Consider the following 22,503-nt stretch of genomic DNA (forward strand, 5'->3'; position numbering starts at 1 on the left):
CCCGCTGCGCCCCGTCGCCGAATGGCTTTAAGCTGTTGCCCCATGAGCAGCATCAACACCCGCACCTACGAATCCATCCCCGCGCAGACGGTGGCCTTTCTCGGCCTCGGCGTCATGGGCGGGCCGATGGCCGGTCACCTGGCCAAAGCCGGCCACAACGTGACGGTCTACAACCGCACACCTGCCAAGGCAGAGGCCTGGGCCGCCGAGTTCGGCCCGCCGGGCCGCCATGCAGCCACCCCGCGCGAAGCGGCGGCCGGCGCCGACATCGTGTTCTGCTGCGTCGGCAACGACGACGATCTGCGCTCGGTGGTGCTGGGCGACGACGGTGCCTTCGCCGGCATGAAGAAGGGCGCGGTGCTCGTGGACCACACGACCGCTTCGGCCGACGTGGCGCGCGAACTCTCGAAGAAGGCGCAGGCGCTGGGCCTGCAATTCATCGATGCGCCCGTGTCCGGCGGCCAGGCCGGCGCGCAGAACGGCGCGCTCACCGTGATGTGCGGCGGCGACGCGGCCGCCTTCGAGCGCATCAAGCCGGTGGCAGCCGCGTTTGCACGCGCCGTCACGCTGCTGGGAGAAAGCGGCGCCGGCCAGCTCGCAAAGATGGTGAACCAGATCGCCATCGCGGGCCTGGTGCAGGGCCTGTCGGAAGCCATCGCCTTCGGCCAGCGCGCGGGGCTCGACATGGAAGCCGTGCTCGGCGTCATCGGCAAGGGCGCGGCCCAGAGCTGGCAGATGGACAACCGCGGCAAGACCATGATCGAAGGCAAGTTCGACTACGGCTTCGCCGTCGACTGGATGCGCAAGGACCTGGGCCTGGTGCTCGACGAAGCCAAGCGCAACGGCGCGCGCGTGCCGGTGACGGCGCTGGTGGACCAGTTCTATGCCGACGTGCAGCAGGCCGGCGGCAAGCGCTGGGACACCTCGAGCCTGATCATCCGGCTCAAATGAACAAAGCCCGCGGACGCATGCGTCGCGGGCTTTGTTTGTTGTGTCAGCGGACCGGTGAGGTCGTGACCGCCGGTTGACCCGGCGCCGCGCCCGACCCGGGCAGCGGCTCCATCGGCGGCAGCGGCACCCGCGAACCTGACGATGATGGCGAGGGCGACGACGGCGTGGCCGAGGTCACCGGCGCGGGGCCCGTGCCGCCGCGCTGGGCCGCCGACTGGTTGGCGGCCTGGCTCGCCGCAAGGTCGGCTTCGCTCACCACCTCGACCACGCGCACCACCTTCACCACGCCGGTCACGCCGCGCGTGATTTCGGTCGCACGGTCGGTTTCGCGCCGCGTGGCGATGCCCATCAGGTAGACCACGCCGCGCTCGGTCACCACCTTGAACGAGTTGGCGAAGATGTCCTTGGCGTCCAGCAGCGAGGCCTTCACCTTGCCGGTGATGTAGAGATCGTTCGAGCGTTCCTGGAAGGTGCTGGAGGCACCGACCGTGAGCTCGTTCACCACGGAGCGCACGTTGACGATGCGCCCCACTTCGTCCTCGACGCGGCGGCGGTCGGCCTCGCTGCCCACCGCGCCGATCAGCAGCACCTGGCGGTTGTAGCTGACGACGGTCACATTCATCTGGTCGTTGGCGATGTCGCGCACGCGGGCCGAGGCACGCAGCTCGATGCCCTGGTCGTCCAGCTGGGCGCCGGAGCTGCGGCGGTCGGTCGCCACCATGCCCACGCCCACCACTGCCGCCCCGCCCACCACGAGCGGCACGCAGGCGGAAAGACCGGCGACCAGTGCGGCACCCAGGGTGAGTGCGAAGGCGAAACGCTGGGTCGGTGTCGTCATGGTCATGAGGAAGTTTCCTGTTCTCCGAGTAACTGGGCGTCCACGCCGTCGCACAGGCAATGCAGCGCGAGCAGGTGGACTTCGTGAATGCGCGCCGCACGCTCGTGCGGCACGCTGATCTGGACATCGGTTTCGCGCAGCGCGCGGCCGATGACGCCGCCGGTGCCGCTGCTGCCCGCGCCCGGCGCCGAAGGCGGCCCCGAGACGGCGTTGCCGAGCAGCGCCACCACCGTCATGTCTCGCTCATGCGCGGCCAGCACAGCCGCCAGCACTGCGGCCGACTGCCCGCTGGCGCTCAGCGCAAGCAGCACGTCGCCGGCCTGGCCCAGCGCGCGCACCTGGCGTGCGAAGCGGTCGGCATCCATGGCCTGGGCGCTGTCGGCCTGGGGGTCGGTGGTGTCGCCGGGCAGCGCGATGGCACCCAGTTCGGGCCGTTCGCGTTCGAAGCGGCCGACGAACTGCGCAGCGAACTGCGCCGCCAGCAGGCCCGACACACCGGCACCGCAAGCCAGCACCTTGCCGCCGCTGGTCACGCAGGCCAGGATGGCCTGCATCGCTTGAGAGATGGGTTTGCTGAGGACCGGTCCGGTCTGGTATTTGAGGTCGGCACTGTCGATGAAGTGCTGCTGAATACGTTGCTCGAGCATGGGGCGGGATGATAACTGGGGCCTGTGAAACAAGAAGTTCGTGTGGTGGAGCCGTCAGCCGGGGCTTCGGTTCCCACGATGGGCGCATCAGCCCGCATCGAAAGCGGCCTTGAGCCAGGTGATTTTCTCCTCGACCAGCACCACGTCGAAACGGCACGGCGGCAGCGTGCGCAGCCGGCTCAGGTAGTGCTGCGCGGCGAATACGATGCGCCGCTGCTTCAGCCCGGTGATGCTGCCGCCCGCGCCGCCGTGCGTTCCGGTGGTGCGATGGCGGACCTCGACGAACACCAGCGTCCCGTCGCGCGGATCGCGCATGATCAGGTCGATCTCGCCGCCGCCGCGGCCGGGCGTTCGATAATTGCGCGCGACCGGCACCAGGCCGGCGTCCTGCAGATGCTCGAGCGCGGCGTCTTCCGCCGCATCGCCGCGATGCTTCGTTGTGGTGGTCTTCATGGCTCCCTGCCGTTTTCTCTTTTTTGTCGTTCGCTCTCACGGAGAAACCTCTTGGCTTCACTCGCCCCTGCTTCTTTCGGCGCCGCCCTTGCGGCCGCGCACGACGCCGCGGGTGCGCAACATTATCCGCAGGCCACGCTGTATGTGGTCGCCACGCCGATCGGCAACCTGGCCGACATCACGCTGCGCGCGCTGCATGTGCTGCAGCTGGTGGACGTGATCGCCTGCGAGGACACGCGCCATACCCAGAGCCTGCTGCGCGCCTACGGCATCGACCGCCCCGGCGCCCGGCTGCTCGCGGTGCACCAGCACAACGAGGCCGAGGCCGCGCAGACCGTGGTCGCGCGGCTCGCGCAGGGCGAGCGCATCGCCTACGTGAGCGACGCCGGCACGCCCGGCGTGAGCGACCCCGGCGCACGGCTCGCGGCCGCGGTGCGCGCGGCGGGCCAGCGCGTGCTGCCGCTGCCCGGCGCCAGCAGCGTCACCACGCTGATCGGCGCGGCCGGGCTCGTGGCGGACGGCGCGGATGGCAACGCCAGCAGCGCCTTCGTCTTCGCGGGCTTCCTGCCCAGCAAGGCGGGTGAGCGCGACACCGCCGTGCAGGCGCTGTCGCAGGAGCCGCGCGCGGTGGTGCTGCTGGAAGCGCCGCACCGCATCGAGAGCCTGGCGCGCGCGCTGGCCGTGCTGGGCGAACGCCGCATCACCGTGGGCCGCGAACTCACCAAGCAGTTCGAGGAAATCGCGACCGTGGCGGCCGTCGCCCTGCCCGACTGGTTCGGCGCGGACCGAGACCGCATCCGCGGCGAGTTCGCGCTGGTGCTGCACCCCGTGGCGGTGAGCGGTGACGGCGGCGCGGAAGGCGAACGCGTGCTGCGCCTGCTGCTGGCCGAACTGCCGGTGAAGACCGCGGTGAAGCTGGCCGCCGAGATCAGCGGCTCGCCGCGCAATGCGCTGTATGAGGCGGCGCTGCGCATTCGCAAAGACGGCAACGGCGAAGCGGATGACTAGCCATCCAGCTCCGCATAGCGCCTGAAGATCCCATCCTCGTTGAAAGCGATGCGGCGCGGGCTCTGAAGATAGTCGTGCACGCGCTGGCGGCGCTTGATGTTCGCGTGCAGCTTCTCGACGGCCGGCGTGCGGGCCAGCGCCCGCGCGGTGGCCTTTGGAAACGCATAGCGGAGTCCGTCCACCAGCTGGAACAGCGAGAGATCGGCATAGGTCAGCACGTCGCCGACCAGGTGAAGGTCACCGGCGGGATTGCGCTGCAGCACCTGCTCGAACCAGTTGAAGAACTTGGGAATGCGCTCTTCGCGGAAGGCCCTCGCGCGCTGCATGGCGGCATCGCGCTGGTCTTCGTAATAGGCGCCGGTCGAGATCGGATGGTGCGTGTCGTGCGCTTCGGCCACTGCATCGGCAATGGTGAGCTGCAGCTGGTGCGTCCACAGCCCGTCGGATTCGCCCACACCCGAGAGCCCGAGCCGCGGGCCGAGGTACAGCAGGATCGCCGCGGTCTGGCCGACCACCACATCGCCGTCGACAAGGAAGGGCGGCGCAAAGGCGGCACGCGGGTTGTCGGGATCGCCGAGCCGCTGGCCCAGCGCGGATTCGCCGCCGCCTTCGGCCTCGGGCAGGCGCGCCACATCGAGATAGTCGGCGCCGGCCGCCTCGAGCGCGAGCCGCACGAATTCACCGCGGCCCTGGATCGTGGGCCAGTAATGGAGTTGATAAGGCATGCGGCCATGGTGTCAGGGTCGGCAAGACCCTGCAACTGGCCCGGCGCTTCACACGCCCTGCGAACGCAGCAGTGTCACCAGAACTTCCACCAGGGCCGCGGCGCCTGGCGCAGTGCTTGCGGACGGGTGTCGAGGTCGAGGTTCTGGCTGACCGTGTCGCCGGAGCGGCGGCGCATCTCGGTTTCGAGGGCATGGGCAATGCCCCGCGCCTGCTTCTCGCCGCGCAAGGCGCGCCTGCGCCACTCCGCGGCATGTTCTGCCAGGCTGGCCTCGTCCAGATCAGTCAACTCCGTCATGGGTGGAAATCTTGCATGTGCACGGTGGCGATGCCAGCGCGCGGTGAATGGTTGCGGGGAGAACGCGGGAGGAGAAAGAAAAAAACCGGAAGCCCTCGGGAGGTTTCCGGTCTTGTATTGGGTCGCCGCCAGGCGGCCTGACCTCATGCCTCCAAGCCGCATGACTGCTTGCTATTCTGGAGTGCAATCTTTGCGCCTCGCCCCGAATACCCCGGCCTCGGAGAGGTCTGGATTATGCCTCTGTCCGACGCCGAGTCTGCAATCTCACCACGCCGGTCGCCATGCCGACGGAGAAGGTCCGTACCTCCAGTCGCGCCGAACAATGGCCGGGACTGGCGCATGAGAAAAAAACGCGAACAACAGGAGTCCACGAAATGATCGATCACCTCGACCACCTGGTGCTGACCACCGCCGACGAGGCTGCATGCGTGCACTTCTACGTCGAGCACCTCGGCATGACGCTCGAGAGTTTCGGCGCTGGCCGCAAGGCATTCAGGTTCGGCAATCAGAAGATCAACCTGCACGTCAAATGGCACGAGTTCGAACCCAAGGCGCACACCCCTGTGCCCGGTGCGCTGGACCTTTGCTTCATCGCAAGTGTTCCGCTCGACGAGGTGATCGCAACCTTGAAAGAGAAGCGTGTTCCGATCGTTGAAGGACCGGTGGAGCGCACCGGCGCCACTGCGCGAATCCGTTCCGTTTATCTGAGAGATCCCGATCTCAACCTGATCGAGATTTCGGAGTTGCTTGCTTGAGGGTCGCAGTGCTCGATGCCACCCCCGTGACCCGCACCTTCAAAGCATCGCCTTGTGCCCTGGCGCTTGGGCGCGCACCACGCGCTGCTGGATAACGCCGAACGGCCCCTCCCGCCCATCGTCGTATCTGGCGAACAAACGCACCTGATCGCCGAATCGCATGAAGCCCGTGCGGATTTCTCCCGAATCGATCTTTTCGATCACGCGCCGCTCGGCGATGCACGCGGAGCCCGCCGACCTTGCCTTGTTCGAGACAGTGCCCGAGCCAACGATGGTGCCTGCCGTCAGGCATCGGGTGCGCGCGGCATGTGCGACAAGCTGGCCGAACGAGAAATTCATTTCGCCGCCATGCGGCTCGCCGAAGCGTTCTCCGTTCCACTCGGTGTGCAACCGCATCTGCACGCGCCCATCGCGCCAGGCATCACCCAGTTCGTCCGGTGTCACGGCAATGGGCGCGAACGAGGTCGAGGGTTTGGCCTGCAGGAAACCGAACCCGGTGTGCATCTCGTGCGGCCCCAGCGCTCGCAGGCTCCAGTCATTGATTTGCACCAGCAGGCGCACCGCTTCCAGCCCTTGCTCGGGCGTGGCAGCCATCGGTACGGGGCCCAGCACGACACCGAACTCCCCCTCGAAGTCGATGCCGTCGGCTTCGCTGGGCAGCGGCACGTCCTGGTACGGGCCCAGAAAATCGTCGCTCGCGCCCTGGTACATGACCGGCACGGTGTCGAACTGGGGAATGGGCGGCGTGTTGAAGGCTTGCTCCATCAACCGCCCGTGGTTCAGAAAGGCCGAACCGTCCAGCCACTGGGGACTGCGCGGCAGCGGGGCCGTGCAGGCACGGGGGTCGAAGGGCACCTCGCCCTGCGCTTCACCTGCGTTCAGCGCGCGGTACAGGCTCTCCAGAGGCTCACGTACGGAATCCCAGCGGCGCAAGGCGTCGACCAGGCTGTGCGAGATGTGAGGGACGGGCAAGGCGTGCCGGGCATCGCGCGAAACGATCACGAGAGCGCCGTCCAGCGTCCCGTCCTTGAGGGTGGCGAACTTCATGCTTCAGGTCTCCTGTAGAGATTCAACGGTCGGCCCGCGGCCTTGCGAAGCTTTGAATCGGGCTACGCGTTGTCATCGAAGATCGCCACAGCCCGTGTCCAGCCCGCGCTGGCGCCGCGGATCTTGTGCGGGAAGCAGCTGATGGTGAAGCCGTGCGCGGGCAGTGCTTCGAGGTTGTGCAGCTTCTCCAAGTGGCAGTAACCGATGTCTCGGCCCGCCTTGTGGCCTTCCCAGATCAGCGCCTTGTTGCCGGTTTCGGCCACCCTCTGCGCGGTGTACGAAAACGGCGCGTCCCAGCTCCACGCATCGGTGCCGGTCAGGCGCACGCCACGCTCCAGCAGGTACATGGTCGCTTCATAGCCCATGCCGCAGCCTGCGCTCAGGTAGTCGGCATGGCCGTAGCGTTCGCCTGCGCGCGTGTTCACGACCACGATGTCCAGCGGCTCCAGCGCGTGTCCGATGCGCGCAAGCTCGGCCTGCACGTCGGCGGCCGTGGCCACATGGCCGTCCGGAAAGTGGCGAAAGTCCAGCTTCACGCCGCGCTGGAAGCACCATTCCAGCGGCACCTGGTCGATGGTGATCGAGGGCCGCACACCGCCGTTCAGGGCGTCCTGCGTGGAATGGAAATGCCAGGGCGCATCCAGATGCGTGCCGTTGTGCGTGGTCAGGGTGACCCACTCGGCGGCAGCGGCTTCGCCGTCCGGATAGTCCTGCGGCTGCGTGCCCGGCAGCATGGCCATGAACTCCGGCAAGGTGTCGGCGTGCTTCTGGTAGGTGATCCTGGGCGCCAGCGGCGGCGGATCGGAAAGCACGTCGTTCTCCAGATAGATCGACAGATCGACGAAACGATATTTGGGTTTGTTCATGCGAGGGTCTCCTTTGGCTGCACGGCGGCATGGACGGGAAGGCGCGAGAAGCACAGCACGGCGATGGCGGCGATGACCAGCGCTACCGGCCCCAGGCTGGCGTAACCCCAGGTCTTGACCAGCGTGCCGCCCAGCAGCGGGCCGATGGCGGCGCCGGCCATCAGCATGGCGGGGGTGGCCGCCATGGCGCGGCCGCTGCGATCCAGCCGCGCCATCAGGCCGAAGGCGAAGGTGTGCGTGAAGATCATCACGGCGGCGAACACCGAGGCCGCCGCGGCATAGGGCGCGAACTGCGGCGAGGACATGATCACCACCACCAGCAGCGCCTGGATCACCGGGCCGACCAGCAGCACGCTTCTGGCAAGAACGCGCTTTTCCAGCAGTGCGGCCAGCGGTGCGGGCACCAGGTTGACGAAGCCCAGCGCGATCAGCACGCCGGTGACGGCCTCCACGCCGAAGCCGCGGTCGCTGCCCGCGCGTTCCAGAAAGCTGAAGGTCATCGATTGCACCAGGCCCATGCACGCGATGCCCGCGATCCCGCACCAGACTGCCCGCGGGATGGCTTGCCTTGGCATGTGCTGCGGACGTGCTTCATCCGCGTCCGGCCGGGGAAAGGCCAGCGCGCAAGCGAGCGCACCGAGCGCCATCACCCCGGCGAAGATCTGGAATAGCGCGGCCCCGCCGAACCTGGCCACGAGCTGCGGCGCGCCGCCCAGGAAGACGATGGCAAACACGCCCAGCGCCATGCCGACGACAGCGAACATGCGATGCGGGTTGGCGGTGCGCGCGATGGTGCCATGCGTGGCGCTCAGGGCCGCGCCCGCCGCCACGCCGCAAAGGGCATGCAGCGCGGCCAGCAGCGCAAAGCTGGTGGTCAAGCACGCAAGGCCGAAGAGCACTGCCGCAACGCCGAAGCCCAGCGCAGCCTCCAGCCTGGCCGTGTCCGGAAGAAAGCGCGGGGCCAGCCCTGCGCTGGCCAGCACCGCACCGCTGAGAAACAACGAGGCCAGCAGGCCCGCCTGCTGCGGATCGAAGTGGTAGTGCGCGACCAGGGTGCCCACCCACACAGGCAGTGCCACCAGGTCGATCATGCCGGCGCAGTGCGCCACCATCAGCGCGATGCGTCCGCGCCTGGAGTTTGTCGTGATCATTTTTCTTGTCTCCTGTCGTGGGCATCGGCTTCAGATGGGCTGGGCCAGCGCGGCGTGCGACTCGCGCATGATTCGGGCGTGCTCTTCCTTGTCGCCGCCACCGATCTCGATGTCGCCCAGGCGCATCGAGTTTTCGACCACCATGCGGCAGCGCTCCCAGCGGCGCGCCTCGAAAGCCGCCAGCGCGGCCGCCACGTTGTCGTCTTCGCGCGCCAGCTCTTGCGCCAGCACCAGCGCATCCTCGATACCGATGCACGCGCCGGAGGCCAGGTGCGGCGTGGTGGCGTGCACCGTGTCGCCGATCAGCACGATGCGCCCCTGAGACCAGGGGCGTGGCACCAGCAGGCCTTCGAGCGGACGGAAGATGATCTGCGACCGCTCGTCGAGCTGCGCGCGAATGGCTTGCAGCGCGGGAGCGCTGAAGTCGGCCAGCAGGGCGCGCAGGCATTCGACGAAGGTGGACGGATCGACGTGGTCGTTGGCGGGACGCGGCTCGGTGACGAACAGGTACATCTCGGCCTTGGACACCGGGTTCACGCCGGGCTTGACACGCGGCCCCAGCCACATCACCGCCGTCTCGATCTCGGGTGGGCGCGGCAGCACGGCGCGCCACACGGCCTGTCCGCTGTAGCGCGGCTGGGGGGCGTCGGGAAAGAGCGCGGCGCGCACCTTGGAGTACAGGCCGTCCGCGCCGATGACCAGGTCGTAGCGGCTGTGGCGGCCATCGGTGAAGCGGACATCCACCCCCTCGCTGTCCTGCTGGAACGCGGCGAAGGTGCACCCCAGGTACACATGGGCGCCGGATGCGCGGGTGGCATCGGCCAGGATGCGCGCCAGCACGGGCCGCAGCATGGCGCCGCCGCCGGGCACGTCGGGACCGGCGATGCGCGGTGTCGGGATCTCAGCCACCTGCGGACCGTGCGGCAGGCACAGGCGTACCCCATCGGCCGCACTGCCCTCGCGCAGGAAGGCGTCCAACACCCCCAACTGGCGCAAGGCGCGCAGCGTGGCACCGCCCAGGCTGATGCCTGCGCCATAGTTGCGCCAGCCGGGGTCGATTTCCACCAGGTCGACCTCCGCGCCGCGCCGGCGCAGGTCGATGGCGGCGGACATGCCCGAAAATCCGCCGCCGATGATGAGGATGCGTCGAGCCGCGAGTGTCATGCGAGTGTCTCCTTCGAATTGTTTTCGTCGGCCAGATGAAGGCCACCATCGGAATGAATGTGCAGTGGCACCGGCGTCAGCGCATCGCCCAGGCAGGGCCCGAGCGTGCAGATGCCGGTGAGTGGGTCGAACAGCGCGCCGTGCGCTGCGCAGACCACGTGTTCGCCCGAAGGGTCGAGGTAGGCATCCTTGCGCCAGGGCAGCGGCGTGCCGTGGTGCGGACAAGCGTCCTGCCATGCCCGCACCTGCGTGCCGCGCCGCACGACGAAGACGGTCACATGGCCTGCCGCGTGAGGGTCGAAACCACGCGCGCCGCCGTCAGGCACGTCGAGCAGATGGCACAGCCGCATGGCGCACCACCTCGCTCAGCGCGGTGCGCCCGGCGGAGGCGGCCCGCCGGGAGCCCACTTCTCGCGGTACTGGAACAGAAAGAGCTGTGAGGCATCCGCTCCCATGGGCGCTTCGCGCGCGCACCAGGCCTCGTCATGCACGTCCATGTCGGCGTCGTACTCCACGTGGCAGCCCAACGGCGAATTGAAGTACCAGAACCAGTTGCTGCCGAAGCGGTGGCGGCCGGGCCCCCAGAAGCTCTGGTAGCCCTTTTCAACGAAGCGCGAACCCGCCAGCAGAACCTCCGTCGGGCCGCCCATGTGGAAGGTGAAGTGCTCGCAGCCCTTCATGAACGGGGGCGTCTGGATCATGAACAGCGTGTGGTGGTCCTGCGTTCCGGCAGGACGCAGGAACGGCCCGACGCCGCTGAAGCGGTCCGTGCAGACGAAGCCCAGGCGCTGGTAGAACGCCTCGGCCTTGGCCGCGTCGGGCACGAAGTACACGACGTGCGACAGCGAGCGAGGCAGCGCGGGCATCTCGGACGGAAGGCCCAGTTCGTTCACGCCGCGCTGCGCTGCGGCGCCCGGCGCATTGATGCGCTCGGGAGCAAGATCCAGCGGCCTGCGCGCCGTGACCTGGAAGGCCAGCGCGAAGCCCATGTCGTCGATGCAGCGCAGCACGCCGTGCTCGCGCGTCACTTCGCGGTCGCGCCGCAATTCGGCCTCGATCGCATCGAGCGTGCGCGCATCGGCGACACCGTAGACCGTTTCGCGCAACAGGCTGGCCGTGCCCATCGGCGCGGGCAATGCGGGGTCGTCTTTCGCGCGCAGCACGACGGCCGTGCCGTCCAGCGCTTCGAAGCGTCCATCGCCCACGTCCTTCAGGCCATAGTCGATCAGGTACTGGCTGCAGCCCGGCAGATCGTCCACGCCGAAGACCAGCGCATCGGGTCCGATGATGTTCATGGAGGAGGTTCTTTTCATGCGGTGCGGCCACCGAGGGTTTCGGCCACCCAGTCGGCGATGAAGTGGCCGGCGTTGATGGAGTTGTCGAAGCTGGCGTGCTGCGCGCCGCCCTCGCGGTCGGTAAAGATCTTCAGCTCGCGCTTGGGACTGTGGATGAGTTGCTCGTAGGTGCGGTGCGCCCACTTGAGCGGAATCTGCGAATCCTTCTCGCCGTGCGTGACAAGGAACGGCACGCGGATCTTTTCGACCACGCCGTCCAGATGCACGTCTTCGGCAATGCGCATGAAGTCGTCGATGTCCTTTGCGCCCCAGACCCAGCACACGTGCTGCCAGTAGTGCGGCACAGGGAAGTCACCTTCCTTTTCCAGCCGGCGCTTCTGCACATCGCGCCAGTCGTGGTTGGCGCCCCAGGCCACGCCGCAGGCAAAGCGCGGTTCCATGGCCACGGCGCGCGGGCAGTAGTAGCCGCCCAGCGACACGCCCTCGCAGCCGATGCGCGCAGGGTCCACGTCCTCGCGCGTTTCCAGCCAATCGACCACGCGGCTGGCCCAGTGCTCGGCGTCGTAGCGCGCCGTCATGCCGTGCAGGCGCAGGGCCTCGCCAGTGCCCGGCTGGTCGATCACCAACGATGAGACACCGCGCTCGGCCAGCCAACCTGGCAGGCCGACGAAGTACTTCATCTCCTTCGTCGAATCCAGCCCGTTGAGCTGGACGAGGATGGGCGCGCGGCCCTGCACGCCCTTGGCGCGCACCAGCAGGCCGGCGATGACCTTGCCCTCATAAGGAATCTCCACGCGCTCCCAGTTGTCCCTGGCCAGTGCGATGCCGCGCGCGAAGATGTCCAGGAAGCGCCGGTACAGCTCTGTCCGGCCCGAGGCGCCGTGTGCCTGGAGGCGCTCGCAGGTCAGCAGGTAGCTGGCCGCCCGCTTGTACTTCTCGCCGGCGGAGAGCTTGCGGCCAAGGGCCTCGTCCTCTTCGGCCAAGGCACACAGCTTGTCCGCCATGTCCGACCAGGTGGCGCGGAAGGCTTGCGTGCCCGCCGCATCGGGCTGCCTCGCGGCTTCTTGCAAGGGCGCACACATGGCCTCGATTTCGCCGATGCGCGCGCCCATCTCGATGGCCAGGTCGACGGAGAGATTCCAGACGTAGTTCGTCGGAAAGTAACGGAACATGCCAGTTCGTCCTTTTGCGGTAGTTGGTTGTTCAGAGGCCTTGCTTCACCCACAAAGGGATGGCGAGGTTGACCCAGAGCGCATTGCTCTTGGCCGTGTTGACTGCGTAGATGCCTTGCTGGTAATTGACGCTGATGCTGAAGGGGCCGGCGTTGTAGGCAATGGACGGCCCGACGGCGAAACTTCGCGTCCTGTTGCCGTTGACCACCGCGCCGTTCTGCCTGTCATCGCTGAACTGATTCAGGTAGGCCCCCACCACACCCACCTTCCACTTGCCGAAGTTCCACCCTGCGGTGAAGTCGGCGACATAGGCGCTGCCGGAACGGTAGTTCGTGTCGCTGTTCTTCTGGTTGAGCAGCAGACGATTCGAGATGCCTGCGTCGAAGCCGTTGGGTTCGTTGTAGCGGTAGGCGACCACAGGCTGCCACGAGGTGTAGCCCACTGCCACACTGGACCGGTTGGGGCTGTACGAGCCCGAGGGCAGCGCGATATCGAGGCCGGTGGTGACGTTCGCGTACGGCGACAGGGCCCATCGCAGCATGACCGGCGTGACGGTGATGTTGGACATGCCGCGGTGCGTTTCGCTGTGCCCCGCAACGTCCGTGTGCAGCGAGACTGCCGGAAGTACAAGCTGCGAGTACACGTTGGCACCCCACACCGTGGTGGGGTAGGAGGCCAGCAGGCGCGTGGTGGCCGAGTACACCGACGAACTGAACGGAATCGGCCGCTTGTTGCCGTTGTTGTCGTACAGGCCGTTGGACGAGCTGTAGTTGAATTGCTCCACCGCAAACAGCCCGGGAATGGGCGGCAGCGCGGCGATGTATTCGCCGGTCGACCCCGCAGGGAAAGGCGAAATCCCGCCTTCGAACGCACAGGCGCTTTGCGCGCCCAGCACGGCAAGCGCCGTCAAACCCACCGCCGCGGCGGTCAGCGTCAATCTCTTGCTCACTTTGTCTCCTTGTCTTCTGTTTTTCCTGGGCATCCGTACGACGCCCATTGGCTTTTTTTGAGGCTGGAACAACGCGCGTGCTCCACCCACCGCATCCCCAGTGCCCGGGCCTGATGTGGCCGCGTACCGGGGACAGGCGGCAGATTAAGATTCGCCGATCTATTGATCAAATGGATTGTTTTGATTCATGCTATGGATGACATCCATACATGACGCACGCGCCAAGGGTGAGGTTTCACCGGCGGGCGACGGCGTGGAAGGACCACTGAAGGGAGACAGCAAGGATGCGTTTCAACAAGCTCGACCTCAACCTCCTCGTCGCGCTGGATGCGCTGCTGACGGAACTCAGCATCAGCCGGGCGGCGGAGAAAACGAACCTGAGTCAGTCGGCCATGAGCAACGCGCTCGGCCGGCTGCGTGACTACTTCGACGACGAGCTGCTGGTTCAGGTCGGGCGGCGCATGGAACCCACCCCGCGCGCCGAGGTGCTCAAGGACGCGGTGCACGATGTGCTGCGCCGCATCGAAGGCTCCATCGAAGCCAAGCCGGAGTTCTCTGCGGCCACATCAGATCGCGAGTTCCGCATTTCGATCTCGGACTTCACGCTGGCGACGTTGATGCCTCATGTGTTGGCGCGAGCCTATGCGCAGGGGCCGGGCATCCGCTTCGCGCTGCTTCCACAGGTGCAAAGCCCGACCCGCGCACTCGACCGCGCGGAAGTCGACCTGCTGGTGCTGCCAAGAGAGTTCTGCACGCCGGATCACCCATCCGCCGAGTTGTTCCAGGAGCGGCATGTGTGCGCGCTATGGCGCGACAGCCCGCTCGCGCAGGGGGAGCTGACGGTCGAACGCTACATGAGCGCCGGCCATGTCGTCATGGTCCCGACCGGGGCCAATGCCTCGTCCGTGGAGGCGTGGATGGCGAACCGGCTTGGTTTCGCGCGACGGGTGGAAGTCACCAGTTTCAGCTTTGCATCCACCCTGGCCTTGGTACTCGGAACGGACCGGATTGCGACAGTTCACGATCGGCTGGCTCAGCTGGCGGTGCGCCACCTCCCGATCGTTTTGCGTGACAGTCCGCTTCCCCTGACCGAGATGCACCAGATGATGCAGTGGCATCGCTACCGCACACGCGACCCCGGGATCCAATGGCTGCTGCAGATTTTTCATGCGGCCGTGCGGGACATGGATGCGGCGGACTCTCTGCTGCAAATTGCCTGAGGGCTGCCTGCGGCCTGTGACTGGTTGCAAGAGCAGCCTTATGCCTGAGCACTGCGGTGCGGCCTTGCCTCGGCACGCGCTGCCACGTTCTTGTCATGCCTGCGCTGCGCGGCAAGGATGCCTTCGATAGGGTTGCCCAACCACTGCACCAGCCCCCCCCCAGTTGTCGGGCCAGATTTTCGCCCAGCGGGGTGAGTTCGTAGCTGACCTGGGGCGGCATGGTCGACATGACACGCGACCGCCTGCCGCGCGCCGGCGAGCGCAACGGCCTCTTCTATTCGATGGGCTACAGCGGGCACGGCACCCACATGTCGACCTACATGGGCGCGATCACGGCGGAGGTGCTGGACGGCCGCGCCGACCTGAATCCGTGGAAGGATTTCGACTGGCCGGCGATCCCGGGCCACTTCGGCAAGCCATGGTTTCTTCCCATCGTCGGCGCCTACTACCGCTTTCAGGATCTGATGCGCTGAAGCACCGGGCGCGATCTTGCTTGACGGGCACCTTGCGCATGCAAGGCGTGAGAGAACGCCGTAACTCCACCGAAAAATGAGTGAGTGCATCTCGATTTTCGATGCACTCAAGAGACAAGGATGAAGTCTAGGATGGCCCTGCTTCGTCGATCGCTGCATCGTGAATGGAGCGCCTTGTCATGCGCAAGTGTTAGTTCAGGTTCGGCCTGATGCGCCCGTATTTCCTTTTTTGTCAGACGCCACTTGAGAGCTGGCCATAACTTGTCGCATGGTGCGTCCGAAGCGACGCTTCGCGTCACTTGCCGCGAGCAATTGGCGTGTTCTTCGCCGGTGGGGAACCGAGGCATGAATCGTGCGGATCATGGCGTGCCCGGCGAATGGATCCGGGTCCGCGCCTGCGACGTGCCGTTGGCCTTGGCCATGCACGACGACAGCAATCCCCGCATGCGAAGTACGCAACGCGTGCGGCGGCTGGTTTTCTTCCAATTCTGAAAAATCATTCCCATGATCGTGTTTCCCCGAGGATGCGTTTTCGCATTGATGCTTTCGGTGCTCCTGTCTGGCTGCGGTGGCGGAAATACCGGATTTACCGAGTCGGGAGGCACCCCGGAGACCCCCGTTGTCGCGGGGAGCACCCCGGAGGTCCCTGCTGTCGTGGGAGCGCCCCCCGAGATTCCCGCCGACACGGGAGTCACTCCGGAACCCCCCGCTGCCCCGGGAGACAACCCGGTGCCCCGCGTCATCAAGCATCCAGGCGCCGGGGTCACCCTCTCGGATCTCGCGACGCTCAAGGCAAACATCGACCAAGGCAGGGAGCCGTGGAAGTCCGGCTACAACCAATTGGCGAACAGTCCCAACTCCAGGCTCAGCTACCGAGGGCGTGGTGGCCCGTTCGCGAAGGTGAGCCGCGCCCCCGACGAGAATCTCAATGCTTGGCGCTCCGATATGGTCGCGATCTCGAATCTCTCGCGGATGTGGTACTTCACCGGGAACGAGCAATACGCGGAGATTGCAAAGTGGCTGCTGCTGGGATGGGCTACCACCCACACGGAGTTCTCGGGTCGCGAGTCGATGCTCGATTTGGGCGACTACGCGCTCGATTTCGTGGGCGGCGCGGAAATCCTGCGCGCCACATGGCCGGGCTGGAAGGAGGCCGACACGGCGATCGTCAAGAAGTACTTCAAGGACGTGCTGATGCCGGCGGCGAACCCCTATGGCGAAAGCATGTTCGGCGCCGCCAACAAGGGCGCACTGTCCCTCACCGCGCTTGGGCTGATGGCGATCTACAACGACGACATCGAGACATTGGACAGGGTCGTCTATCAGACGCGCACGCTGGCCCACATTGGGCTGCGGAATTCCAACGACATCGGCATGCTCGGCGACTACCTCCGCGACCAGGGGCACGCCTATGGGCAGCTCAAGTCACTGGCCGTGCTCGCCGAGGCGCTCTGGAGCCAAGGCATCGACATCTATTCCGATTTCGACAACCGCTTGCTGGCGGCGGGTGAGTATTTCGCGAGAGTGAACGAGCTCGTCCCAACGACAGCCCTTCCTTTCGGCACCACCGATCGCTACTACCTCACCGACGTCACCAATCGCGGCTGGGACGGCGCCAATCGCGGGAGCACGGCGCTGACCCAGATCTATAACGCCTACGTCCTGCGCAAGGGTCTCCAGGCACCCTTCATCTCGCAGAGGCTCTTCGGGACATCGGTGGACGGCACCAGCTTCATGTTCCTCAGGGAGTCCGACACCTCCAAGGCGACGCCGCCGCCGCCGCTGCCCATTCCCTCGGCGACCTCGATCACCTCGGGGTTCAGCAGTGTGGACATCGGGGGGGCCAGCGCGGCCGGCGCGGCCACATACGCCGACGGCAAATGGAACGTGGCTGGGTCAGGCTGGGGTATCTGGACCGCACTCGACAGTTCCCACTTCGTCTACAAGGCCCTCACCGGCAACAGCGCCATCATCGCGAAAGTCGAGTCGCTCGAGAACACCCACCCGTCCGCACTGGCGGGCGTGATGATGCGCACAAGTCTGGAACCAGGCGCTCCGCGCGCCTGGATGGCAATGAACTACAAGAGTGAAGTCTTGCAGAACATGACGAAACTGGCGGTGTATGGCGGCTCGAACTACGCGAACAAGGGTGTGAGCTCCGGGCCTACTCACTGGGTGAAGCTCGAGCGCATCGGGAACATCATCACCGGCTACGTTTCTCCCGACGGCACCAATTGGGCCGCCACCGATGTCGGCCGCATCGTCGCCCCCGTTCCCGATACGGTCTATGTCGGATTGGTGGTCACGTCGGTCACTAGCAAGCTGAACAACAGCGTCTTCAGCAACGTCCAGATCACCGGCGGCGACGGTGGTGCGCCGAGCGTCATCCCCGCGGCGCCCGCCATGCTGCTGGCCTCGCCGGGCGATGGCGCCGTCCCGCTGCGCTGGCAGGCATCCTTCGGGGCCACAGACTACACGGTCAACCGCTCCGAGTTCAGCGGCGGGCCCTACGAGCCCATCGCGTCGGGCGTCACGGGCAGCAGCTACACGGACACCTCCGTGACCAACGGCACCACCTACTACTACACCGTCACGGCCACCAACTCCGCTGGAACGAGCGGTAATTCTCCTGCGGACAGTGCCACGCCGATTCCTTCGCGGTGAACGTCACGACCGGCGGCACAGCAACCGACAGTACAGGCAACGCCACCAACGCCATACGCGCCTTCGACCTGAACGCGCCGAGTTGAAGAGCTACGCGGTCGCGAGTCCGGGCTCCTATCGCTACTACCGGCTGAACATCACAGCCAGCAACGGCGACAGCGCCTTCACGGCTCTTTCCGAATTCGCGCTGTTCGCTTCCAAGCCGTAGTGGGCTCGATGCGCGATTGATGTCGAGGCCGGGCGCACTTGCGCCCTGGCAGAGAGGCCGGCGGAAGGAAGCCGCCGCGCTTGGCACGGCCATCGCGCACGCCGCTTCCAGTCCGCCGTCGAGAGTGGGAGGGGCCTGTCTTCGTGCCCTGCCAGCGCGAGGGCAGCGCCGAAAATTATGTGCACTATATTTCCGAACAGTGGTGACGAGAAAGATCGGATCTGATGTGCTTTGGTGAGCACCTTCACTCACATCTACTGCACGGCGTATTCCCTAGCGGCGGGATAACCCGTACGAGTGAAGCTTTTGGTAGATGCCTAATAGTTCATATTGCATGCCAGTGCCGGAGAAAAGGTGCACTTTCTTGCAGCATCTACCATTTGAAGGAGACATATGAAAACCCATCAGCCTTTGGCAGTTTCCGCGATCGTTGCAGCCGTTCTCGCCAGTGGATGCGGCGGCGGCAGCAACAACAACACACTTCCTTTCATCGGATTCGGCAATCCTCCTGTCGCCACGGTGCCACCCCCGTCGGGCCCCGCGGCGCTGACGTGCGATGACACGCTCAAGGCGAACTTCAAGCCGGACGCCAGTACGAGCGTCGTTGCGGTCAAGTCATTCAAGAAGGGAGACGCTCTTCTCCTGGGTGGCGCGGCGACGGCTGCAACGCCGGTGGCTGCCAACGACGTCTGCATGGTCAAGCTCAATGTGGGTCCCGGAAACCCCGGACCCGAGGGCGCGCCTTCGACGTCGCCCGGCATCGGCATCGAGATCTGGCTGCCATCGAAAGCCGCCTGGAATTCGCGCGTTCATGCATTGGGAGGCGGCGGTTGGCAAGGAGGCGCCGCCGGAAGTGCAACTGCGATTGCGAGTGCCCAAGCGGCCGACGTGGCGGGCAACGAGGGCGCCGTCTCGTCGACCACGGATACCGGCCATTCTTCGCTCGCGGGCGGGTCGTTCGCGATGAATCCGGACGGCACCATCAACAAGACCTTGTGGACCGACTTTGCCAGCCGAGGCATTCATGAACAGGCCGTGAAGACGAAAGCGCTGGCAGCGGCCTACTACGGAACGCCAGCCAAGTTCGCCTACTGGGACGGCGGCTCGACGGGTGGACGCCAGGGCCTGAACCTGGCACAGAACAACCCCACCGACTTCGACGGCATCATCGCCAACTATCCCGCCATCAACTGGACGAGGTTCATCACCGCGGAGCTGTATCCGCAGATTGTCTTCCAGCGCGACCTGGGTGGTGTTGCACCGACCCAGGCCCAGCAGGATCTGGTTTCCAACGCAGCCATTGCCGCATGCGATGTGGTGGGCGGCCAGCACCTGGGCTATGTGCTCGACCCCGCGTCTTGTACGTACGACCCGACGACCGATCTCACGGTTCTCTGCGCATCCGACGGTGGGACGAACGCCACGAGCGCGTGCGTCACGAAAGCACAAGCCACGGCCATCAACAAGGTCTGGTACGGCATGACCGCCGATGGCTCGGCGCCATCGCCGGCGACCGACAACGGCTGGTCCGCGGCATCGTCCTCCACGCTGCTTGGCTCCGCAAACCAGCGCTGGTACGGACAGAGCCGCGGCACTTCGCTGTACGGCGCCATGTTCGCTGCCTTTGGTTTGAACGGCCTGACCAGCCCGAACGGTGCATTCCCCATTGCGTCCGATCAGGTGGCGCTCGAGCTGCAGAACTCGACCATCGGCGACCCTTCGTTCGTGAATGCAACCGGCAACGGTCAATCGCTGTGGAAGCAACTGAGCTACGCGCAGTTGAGCAATGCTTACGACCGCGGCGTGACGCTGCAGCCGCAGTTTGGAAACATCAACACGGACAACCCGGATCTCTCCGCGTTCAAGAACCGCGGGGGCAAGATGCTGACCTGGCACGGCTTGGCCGACGAGCTCATCATGGCGCAGGGGACGGTCAACTACTACAACAGCGTGGCCGCCAGGAACGGCGGGTTGAGCGATGTCCAAGGCTTCTATCGGCTCTATCTGGTGCCAGGTGCCGGCCATGGCAATCCAAACGGAACGTCCAACCCGACGGCGGAAGTTCCCTACTTCACGCCGACCCAGTTCTACGATGCGCTGACGGCGTGGGTGGAAAAAGGCACCGCTCCGGATGCCCTGACCCTGCAGACCCTTGGCGGTGCCACATCGAAAACTCGTCCCGTTTGCGTGTACCCGAAGAAGATCACCTACACGAGTGGCGACATCGGCTCAGCGGCGAGCTACACCTGCTCGTAGTTGCGGCCGCTGTGAGAACTCGTGGTGTGGCGTCAGGCGACTGAACTGCGCTTGCAGCCGCTCTGCGGGTTCGAACGCCGCGCCTGGCAGTTCATTCGATCCCAACCATAGGTATTTGGTCCCGCCGCCAGGAATCGAACCTGGATCTCAGCCTTCGGAGGGCCGAATTCTATCCGTTGAAATACAGCGAGAGGATAGGGTCCGGCAAACACCGGAGCCGCAGATTATCGCCTATCAGGCCGCGGCCGTTTCCGCCTCGCGCACAACAACATTCGGCCGCACGAAACCGAGCCCCGCAAGGTAGACGCGGAAGGTCCGCCTGCCGGCAGGAACCAGATCGAAGGCTTCGGGATCGAGCAGCCAGTTCTGAATGAGGCCGCTGATCAGCGCGTGCATGCCCTGCGCCGCGACGTGCCCGGGCACCGGCAGCTTGATGCACGCACGGCGTGCAGCCAGGCGCAGTGCTTTTTCGAAGTCGGCCACGCAGGCGTTGCGCGCATCGAGGTGGCGCTGCTGCACCGAGGCCATGTCGTGCGTGTACTCGACCTTGTGGGTGGCCACGTCGAACACGCGGCGCACTTGCGGGTCGGTGGTCATGAGGGTGAGCGCGTGGACCATGCCTTCCTCGATCTCGACCAGGGGATCGTCGCTGGCAGCGGCAGCCTCGCTCCTGGGCGCGGCCTCCAGCGGCAGGATGACGCGCTCCATCATTGCGTTGAACAGGTCGGCCTTGTCCTTGAAGTGCCAATAGATGGCACCGCGCGTGGCGCCGGCCTTCTGCGCGATCTGCTGCAGCGAGGTTTGCGAGACGCCTTGCGCCTGAAACAGCAACTCCGCGGCGTCGAGCAATCGATGCCGCGTGGCCAGTGCCTCTTCCTTCGTACGACGTGCCACCAAGTCTCCAGATTTGTAAAGCGAACGCCCCTTGTGCATCGTGGGGCCATTGGACGCTGCCACTATACATCCATGAATGTATGTAAACTACCGGGCTTCCCCGATGGCCCGGCTGTTTATGCTGTCTTGCTGTTCGCCTCGCGAACACGCCATCTCCCGTCTTCGCTTCAAAGGAATCGCATGCCTCTCCTGCATGTCTCGCGCCCGTCGTCCTTTTCGCCGCGTCTCGCGACCGTGGCCGCCGTTGTCCTGCTGGTCCTTGCGGGCTGCGGCAAGGGCGATGCGCCCGCCGGTCCGGGCGGCGCGGGAGGCGGCGGCCATCCGCCGGCCCCCGAAGTGGGTGTGGTCGTCGCCACGCCGACCGATGTGGGCCTGGTCACCGAACTGCCGGGCCGGCTGGAAGCCTCGCGCATCGCGCAGGTTCGCGCCCGGGCCTCGGGCATCCTGCTCAAGCGCGAATTCCGCGAAGGCAGCGACGTGAAGGCCGGTCAGATCCTGTTCCGCATCGATCCGGCACCGCTGGATGCCGCTTCGCAGAACGCGCAGGCCACGCTGGCCCGCGCCCAAGCCAACGCCGTGCAGGCCAAGGCCCTGGCCGACCGCTACAAGCCGCTGGTCGAAGCCAATGCGGTGAGCAAGCAGGAGTACGCCAACGCCGTGGCCTCGCAGAAGACCGCGGAGGCCGACGTGGCCGCCGGCCGCGCCGCCGTGACCACGGCCAAGATCAACCTCGGCTACGCCACCGTGACCTCGCCCATCGCGGGCCGCATCGGCCGCGCCCTCGTGACCGAAGGCGCGCTGGTGGGCCAGGGCGACGCCACCGAGCTGGCCGTGGTGCAGCAGATCAACCCCATGTACGTGAATTTCACGCAGTCGGCCTCCGACGTGCTGAAGCTGCGCCGCGCGCTGGCCGCCGGCCAGTACAAGCGCGCCAACGGCGAAGAGGCCGCCAGCGTGAGCGTGGTGCTGGAAGACGGCACCGACTACCCCCTGCCCGGCAAGCTGCTGTTCTCCGACCTCACGGTCGATTCGACCACCGGCCAGATCACGCTGCGCGCCGAAGTGCCCAACCCCAAGGGCGAACTGCTGCCGGGTCTTTATGTGCGCGTGAAGCTCGAGCAGGCCCAGGCCACCAACGCGATCACGCTGCCGCAGCAGGCCGTGACCCGCACCCAGCAGGGCGACACCGTCTCGGTGGTGAGCGCCGACGGCAAGATCAGCCAGCGCACCGTGAAGATCAGCGCCGCCAAGGACAACCAGTGGGTGGTGCTCGACGGCCTGAAGGCCGGCGAACAGGTGATGGTCGACGGCTTCCAGAAGCTGCAGATGATGCCGCCCGGCACGCCCGTGAAGGCGGTGCCGTGGAAGAAGCCGGACCCGAACGCGGCGCCGGCGCCCGCGGCAGCCGCCTCCGGTGCCGCCCCCGCGGCGAACGGCCAGGCTTCGGCCCCGGCCGAGAAGAAGTAATCAG

General features: G+C 66.2%; 22 protein-coding genes, 1 tRNA gene and 1 pseudogene. 9 read left to right on the forward strand and 15 right to left on the reverse strand.

Going from position 1 to position 22,503, the window contains the following annotated elements:
- Window positions 1–42: 42 nt before the first annotated feature.
- Window positions 43–951, forward strand: a complete 909-nt coding sequence (locus ABIC90_RS21055) for an NAD(P)-dependent oxidoreductase (protein ID WP_354357510.1) — start codon at window positions 43–45, stop codon at window positions 949–951.
- Window positions 952–994: 43 nt separating this feature from the next.
- On the opposite strand, the gene ABIC90_RS21060 is transcribed toward ABIC90_RS21055, so the two are convergent.
- The 3 genes from ABIC90_RS21060 to ABIC90_RS21070 all read right to left on the reverse strand — a co-directional run bounded on the left by ABIC90_RS21060 (window position 995) and on the right by ABIC90_RS21070 (window position 2,889).
- Window positions 995–1,795 (reverse strand): BON domain-containing protein, encoded by an 801-nt coding sequence (locus tag ABIC90_RS21060; RefSeq protein ID WP_354357512.1) that lies wholly within the window; start codon window positions 1,793–1,795, stop codon window positions 995–997.
- A complete protein-coding gene (locus ABIC90_RS21065) occupies window positions 1,792–2,436 on the reverse strand; it encodes an SIS domain-containing protein (protein WP_354357514.1) in 645 nt (214 codons plus the stop codon). The genes ABIC90_RS21060 and ABIC90_RS21065 overlap by 4 nt, the downstream gene beginning before the upstream one ends.
- Window positions 2,437–2,523: 87 nt before the next feature.
- Window positions 2,524–2,889 (reverse strand): YraN family protein, encoded by a 366-nt coding sequence (locus tag ABIC90_RS21070; protein ID WP_354357516.1) that lies wholly within the window; start codon window positions 2,887–2,889, stop codon window positions 2,524–2,526.
- Between the two features lie 51 nt (window positions 2,890–2,940).
- Between ABIC90_RS21070 and rsmI the strand changes: the two genes are divergently transcribed.
- Window positions 2,941–3,897: a 16S rRNA (cytidine(1402)-2'-O)-methyltransferase gene (rsmI, locus tag ABIC90_RS21075; protein ID WP_354357518.1), complete on the forward strand. Its 957-nt coding sequence runs from the start codon at window positions 2,941–2,943 to the stop codon at window positions 3,895–3,897.
- Here the strand turns inward: rsmI and ABIC90_RS21080 are convergent.
- Together ABIC90_RS21080 and ABIC90_RS21085 are read right to left on the reverse strand one after the other, a co-directional pair.
- Window positions 3,894–4,622, reverse strand: a complete 729-nt coding sequence (locus tag ABIC90_RS21080; RefSeq protein WP_354357520.1) for a glutathione S-transferase — start codon at window positions 4,620–4,622, stop codon at window positions 3,894–3,896. The genes rsmI and ABIC90_RS21080 overlap by 4 nt on opposite strands.
- A 74-nt stretch (window positions 4,623–4,696) precedes the next feature.
- Window positions 4,697–4,918, reverse strand: a complete 222-nt coding sequence (locus ABIC90_RS21085; RefSeq protein ID WP_354357522.1) for a hypothetical protein — start codon at window positions 4,916–4,918, stop codon at window positions 4,697–4,699.
- A 374-nt stretch (window positions 4,919–5,292) separates the two neighbouring features.
- On the opposite strand from ABIC90_RS21085, the gene ABIC90_RS21090 reads away from it, so the two are divergent.
- Window positions 5,293–5,673 carry a VOC family protein gene (locus ABIC90_RS21090; protein ID WP_354357524.1) on the forward strand — a complete coding sequence of 127 codons (381 nt, stop codon included), beginning with the start codon at window positions 5,293–5,295 and terminating at the stop codon, window positions 5,671–5,673.
- Window positions 5,674–5,712: 39 nt separating this feature from the next.
- On the opposite strand, the gene ABIC90_RS21095 is transcribed toward ABIC90_RS21090, so the two are convergent.
- The 8 genes from ABIC90_RS21095 to ABIC90_RS21130 form a co-directional block, all read right to left on the reverse strand.
- Window positions 5,713–6,720: a fumarylacetoacetate hydrolase family protein gene (locus ABIC90_RS21095; RefSeq protein ID WP_354357526.1), complete on the reverse strand. Its 1,008-nt coding sequence runs from the start codon at window positions 6,718–6,720 to the stop codon at window positions 5,713–5,715.
- 62 nt (window positions 6,721–6,782) lie between these two features.
- Entirely contained in the window at window positions 6,783–7,586 is an 804-nt protein-coding gene (locus ABIC90_RS21100; RefSeq protein WP_354357528.1) for a cyclase family protein, read from the reverse strand.
- A complete protein-coding gene (locus ABIC90_RS21105) occupies window positions 7,583–8,737 on the reverse strand; it encodes an MFS transporter (protein WP_354357530.1) in 1,155 nt (384 codons plus the stop codon). Before ABIC90_RS21105 ends, ABIC90_RS21100 begins: the two co-directional genes overlap by 4 nt.
- 30 nt (window positions 8,738–8,767) lie before the next feature.
- Window positions 8,768–9,901, reverse strand: a complete 1,134-nt coding sequence (locus ABIC90_RS21110) for an FAD-dependent oxidoreductase (RefSeq protein WP_354357532.1) — start codon at window positions 9,899–9,901, stop codon at window positions 8,768–8,770.
- Window positions 9,898–10,251 carry a Rieske (2Fe-2S) protein gene (locus ABIC90_RS21115; RefSeq protein ID WP_354357534.1) on the reverse strand — a complete coding sequence of 118 codons (354 nt, stop codon included), beginning with the start codon at window positions 10,249–10,251 and terminating at the stop codon, window positions 9,898–9,900. Before ABIC90_RS21115 ends, ABIC90_RS21110 begins: the two co-directional genes overlap by 4 nt.
- Window positions 10,252–10,266: 15 nt before the next feature.
- Window positions 10,267–11,196, reverse strand: coding sequence for a VOC family protein (locus ABIC90_RS21120; RefSeq protein ID WP_354357536.1), 930 nt, complete (start codon window positions 11,194–11,196; stop codon window positions 10,267–10,269).
- 14 nt (window positions 11,197–11,210) lie between these two features.
- Window positions 11,211–12,368 carry an alpha/beta hydrolase family protein gene (locus ABIC90_RS21125; protein WP_354357538.1) on the reverse strand — a complete coding sequence of 386 codons (1,158 nt, stop codon included), beginning with the start codon at window positions 12,366–12,368 and terminating at the stop codon, window positions 11,211–11,213.
- Window positions 12,369–12,399: 31 nt separating this feature from the next.
- Entirely contained in the window at window positions 12,400–13,305 is a 906-nt protein-coding gene (locus tag ABIC90_RS21130; RefSeq protein WP_354357694.1) for a SphA family protein, read from the reverse strand.
- Window positions 13,306–13,601: 296 nt separating this feature from the next.
- On the opposite strand from ABIC90_RS21130, the gene ABIC90_RS21135 reads away from it, so the two are divergent.
- The 5 genes and pseudogenes from ABIC90_RS21135 (at window position 13,602) to ABIC90_RS21155 (ending at window position 20,138) form a co-directional block, all read left to right on the forward strand.
- On the forward strand, window positions 13,602–14,537 hold the full coding sequence (locus ABIC90_RS21135; RefSeq protein WP_354357540.1) for a LysR family transcriptional regulator: 936 nt from the start codon (window positions 13,602–13,604) through the stop codon (window positions 14,535–14,537).
- A gap of 209 nt (window positions 14,538–14,746) precedes the next feature.
- Window positions 14,747–15,010 (forward strand): annotated as a pseudogene (locus ABIC90_RS21140) (FAD-dependent oxidoreductase); the annotation flags it as partial.
- Window positions 15,011–15,739: 729 nt separating this feature from the next.
- Window positions 15,740–17,674, forward strand: a complete 1,935-nt coding sequence (locus tag ABIC90_RS21145) for an alginate lyase family protein (RefSeq protein ID WP_354357542.1) — start codon at window positions 15,740–15,742, stop codon at window positions 17,672–17,674.
- An 82-nt stretch (window positions 17,675–17,756) separates the two neighbouring features.
- Complete coding sequence (locus ABIC90_RS21150) at window positions 17,757–17,882, forward strand: hypothetical protein (protein WP_354357544.1); 126 nt, start codon at window positions 17,757–17,759, stop codon at window positions 17,880–17,882.
- A 393-nt stretch (window positions 17,883–18,275) separates the two neighbouring features.
- Window positions 18,276–20,138: a tannase/feruloyl esterase family alpha/beta hydrolase gene (locus ABIC90_RS21155; RefSeq protein ID WP_354357546.1), complete on the forward strand. Its 1,863-nt coding sequence runs from the start codon at window positions 18,276–18,278 to the stop codon at window positions 20,136–20,138.
- A gap of 116 nt (window positions 20,139–20,254) precedes the next feature.
- Here ABIC90_RS21155 and ABIC90_RS21160 read toward each other — a convergent pair.
- Window positions 20,255–20,329 (reverse strand) — tRNA-Arg (locus tag ABIC90_RS21160).
- Between the two features lie 43 nt (window positions 20,330–20,372).
- Window positions 20,373–21,032: a TetR family transcriptional regulator gene (locus ABIC90_RS21165; protein WP_354357548.1), complete on the reverse strand. Its 660-nt coding sequence runs from the start codon at window positions 21,030–21,032 to the stop codon at window positions 20,373–20,375.
- Window positions 21,033–21,212: 180 nt separating this feature from the next.
- Between ABIC90_RS21165 and ABIC90_RS21170 the strand changes: the two genes are divergently transcribed.
- Window positions 21,213–22,499: an efflux RND transporter periplasmic adaptor subunit gene (locus ABIC90_RS21170; RefSeq protein ID WP_354357550.1), complete on the forward strand. Its 1,287-nt coding sequence runs from the start codon at window positions 21,213–21,215 to the stop codon at window positions 22,497–22,499.
- Window positions 22,500–22,503 lie beyond the last annotated feature (4 nt).

Source organism: Variovorax boronicumulans (assembly GCF_040544675.1).
GTDB classification, from domain to species: domain Bacteria; phylum Pseudomonadota; class Gammaproteobacteria; order Burkholderiales; family Burkholderiaceae_C; genus Variovorax; species Variovorax boronicumulans_D.

Bases quoted from the DNA above. Each gene is read 5' to 3' on its own strand.
- ABIC90_RS21110 (WP_354357532.1), bottom strand. From the start codon at position 9,901: ATGACACTCGCGGCTCGACGCATCCTCATCATCGGCGGCGGATTTTCG.
- ABIC90_RS21120 (WP_354357536.1), bottom strand. From the start codon at position 11,196: ATGAACATCATCGGACCCGATGCGCTGGTCTTCGGCGTGGACGATCTG.
- ABIC90_RS21085 (WP_354357522.1), bottom strand. From the start codon at position 4,918: ATGACGGAGTTGACTGATCTGGACGAGGCCAGCCTGGCAGAACATGCC.
- ABIC90_RS21080 (WP_354357520.1), bottom strand. From the start codon at position 4,622: ATGCCTTATCAACTCCATTACTGGCCCACGATCCAGGGCCGCGGTGAA.
- ABIC90_RS21135 (WP_354357540.1), top strand. From the start codon at position 13,602: ATGCGTTTCAACAAGCTCGACCTCAACCTCCTCGTCGCGCTGGATGCG.
- ABIC90_RS21070 (WP_354357516.1), bottom strand. From the start codon at position 2,889: ATGAAGACCACCACAACGAAGCATCGCGGCGATGCGGCGGAAGACGCC.
- ABIC90_RS21060 (WP_354357512.1), bottom strand. From the start codon at position 1,795: ATGACCATGACGACACCGACCCAGCGTTTCGCCTTCGCACTCACCCTG.
- ABIC90_RS21100 (WP_354357528.1), bottom strand. From the start codon at position 7,586: ATGAACAAACCCAAATATCGTTTCGTCGATCTGTCGATCTATCTGGAG.
- ABIC90_RS21155 (WP_354357546.1), top strand. From the start codon at position 18,276: ATGAAAACCCATCAGCCTTTGGCAGTTTCCGCGATCGTTGCAGCCGTT.
- ABIC90_RS21055 (WP_354357510.1), top strand. From the start codon at position 43: ATGAGCAGCATCAACACCCGCACCTACGAATCCATCCCCGCGCAGACG.
- ABIC90_RS21095 (WP_354357526.1), bottom strand. From the start codon at position 6,720: ATGAAGTTCGCCACCCTCAAGGACGGGACGCTGGACGGCGCTCTCGTG.
- ABIC90_RS21170 (WP_354357550.1), top strand. From the start codon at position 21,213: ATGCCTCTCCTGCATGTCTCGCGCCCGTCGTCCTTTTCGCCGCGTCTC.
- ABIC90_RS21065 (WP_354357514.1), bottom strand. From the start codon at position 2,436: ATGCTCGAGCAACGTATTCAGCAGCACTTCATCGACAGTGCCGACCTC.
- ABIC90_RS21125 (WP_354357538.1), bottom strand. From the start codon at position 12,368: ATGTTCCGTTACTTTCCGACGAACTACGTCTGGAATCTCTCCGTCGAC.
- ABIC90_RS21105 (WP_354357530.1), bottom strand. From the start codon at position 8,737: ATGATCACGACAAACTCCAGGCGCGGACGCATCGCGCTGATGGTGGCG.
- ABIC90_RS21090 (WP_354357524.1), top strand. From the start codon at position 5,293: ATGATCGATCACCTCGACCACCTGGTGCTGACCACCGCCGACGAGGCT.
- ABIC90_RS21115 (WP_354357534.1), bottom strand. From the start codon at position 10,251: ATGCGGCTGTGCCATCTGCTCGACGTGCCTGACGGCGGCGCGCGTGGT.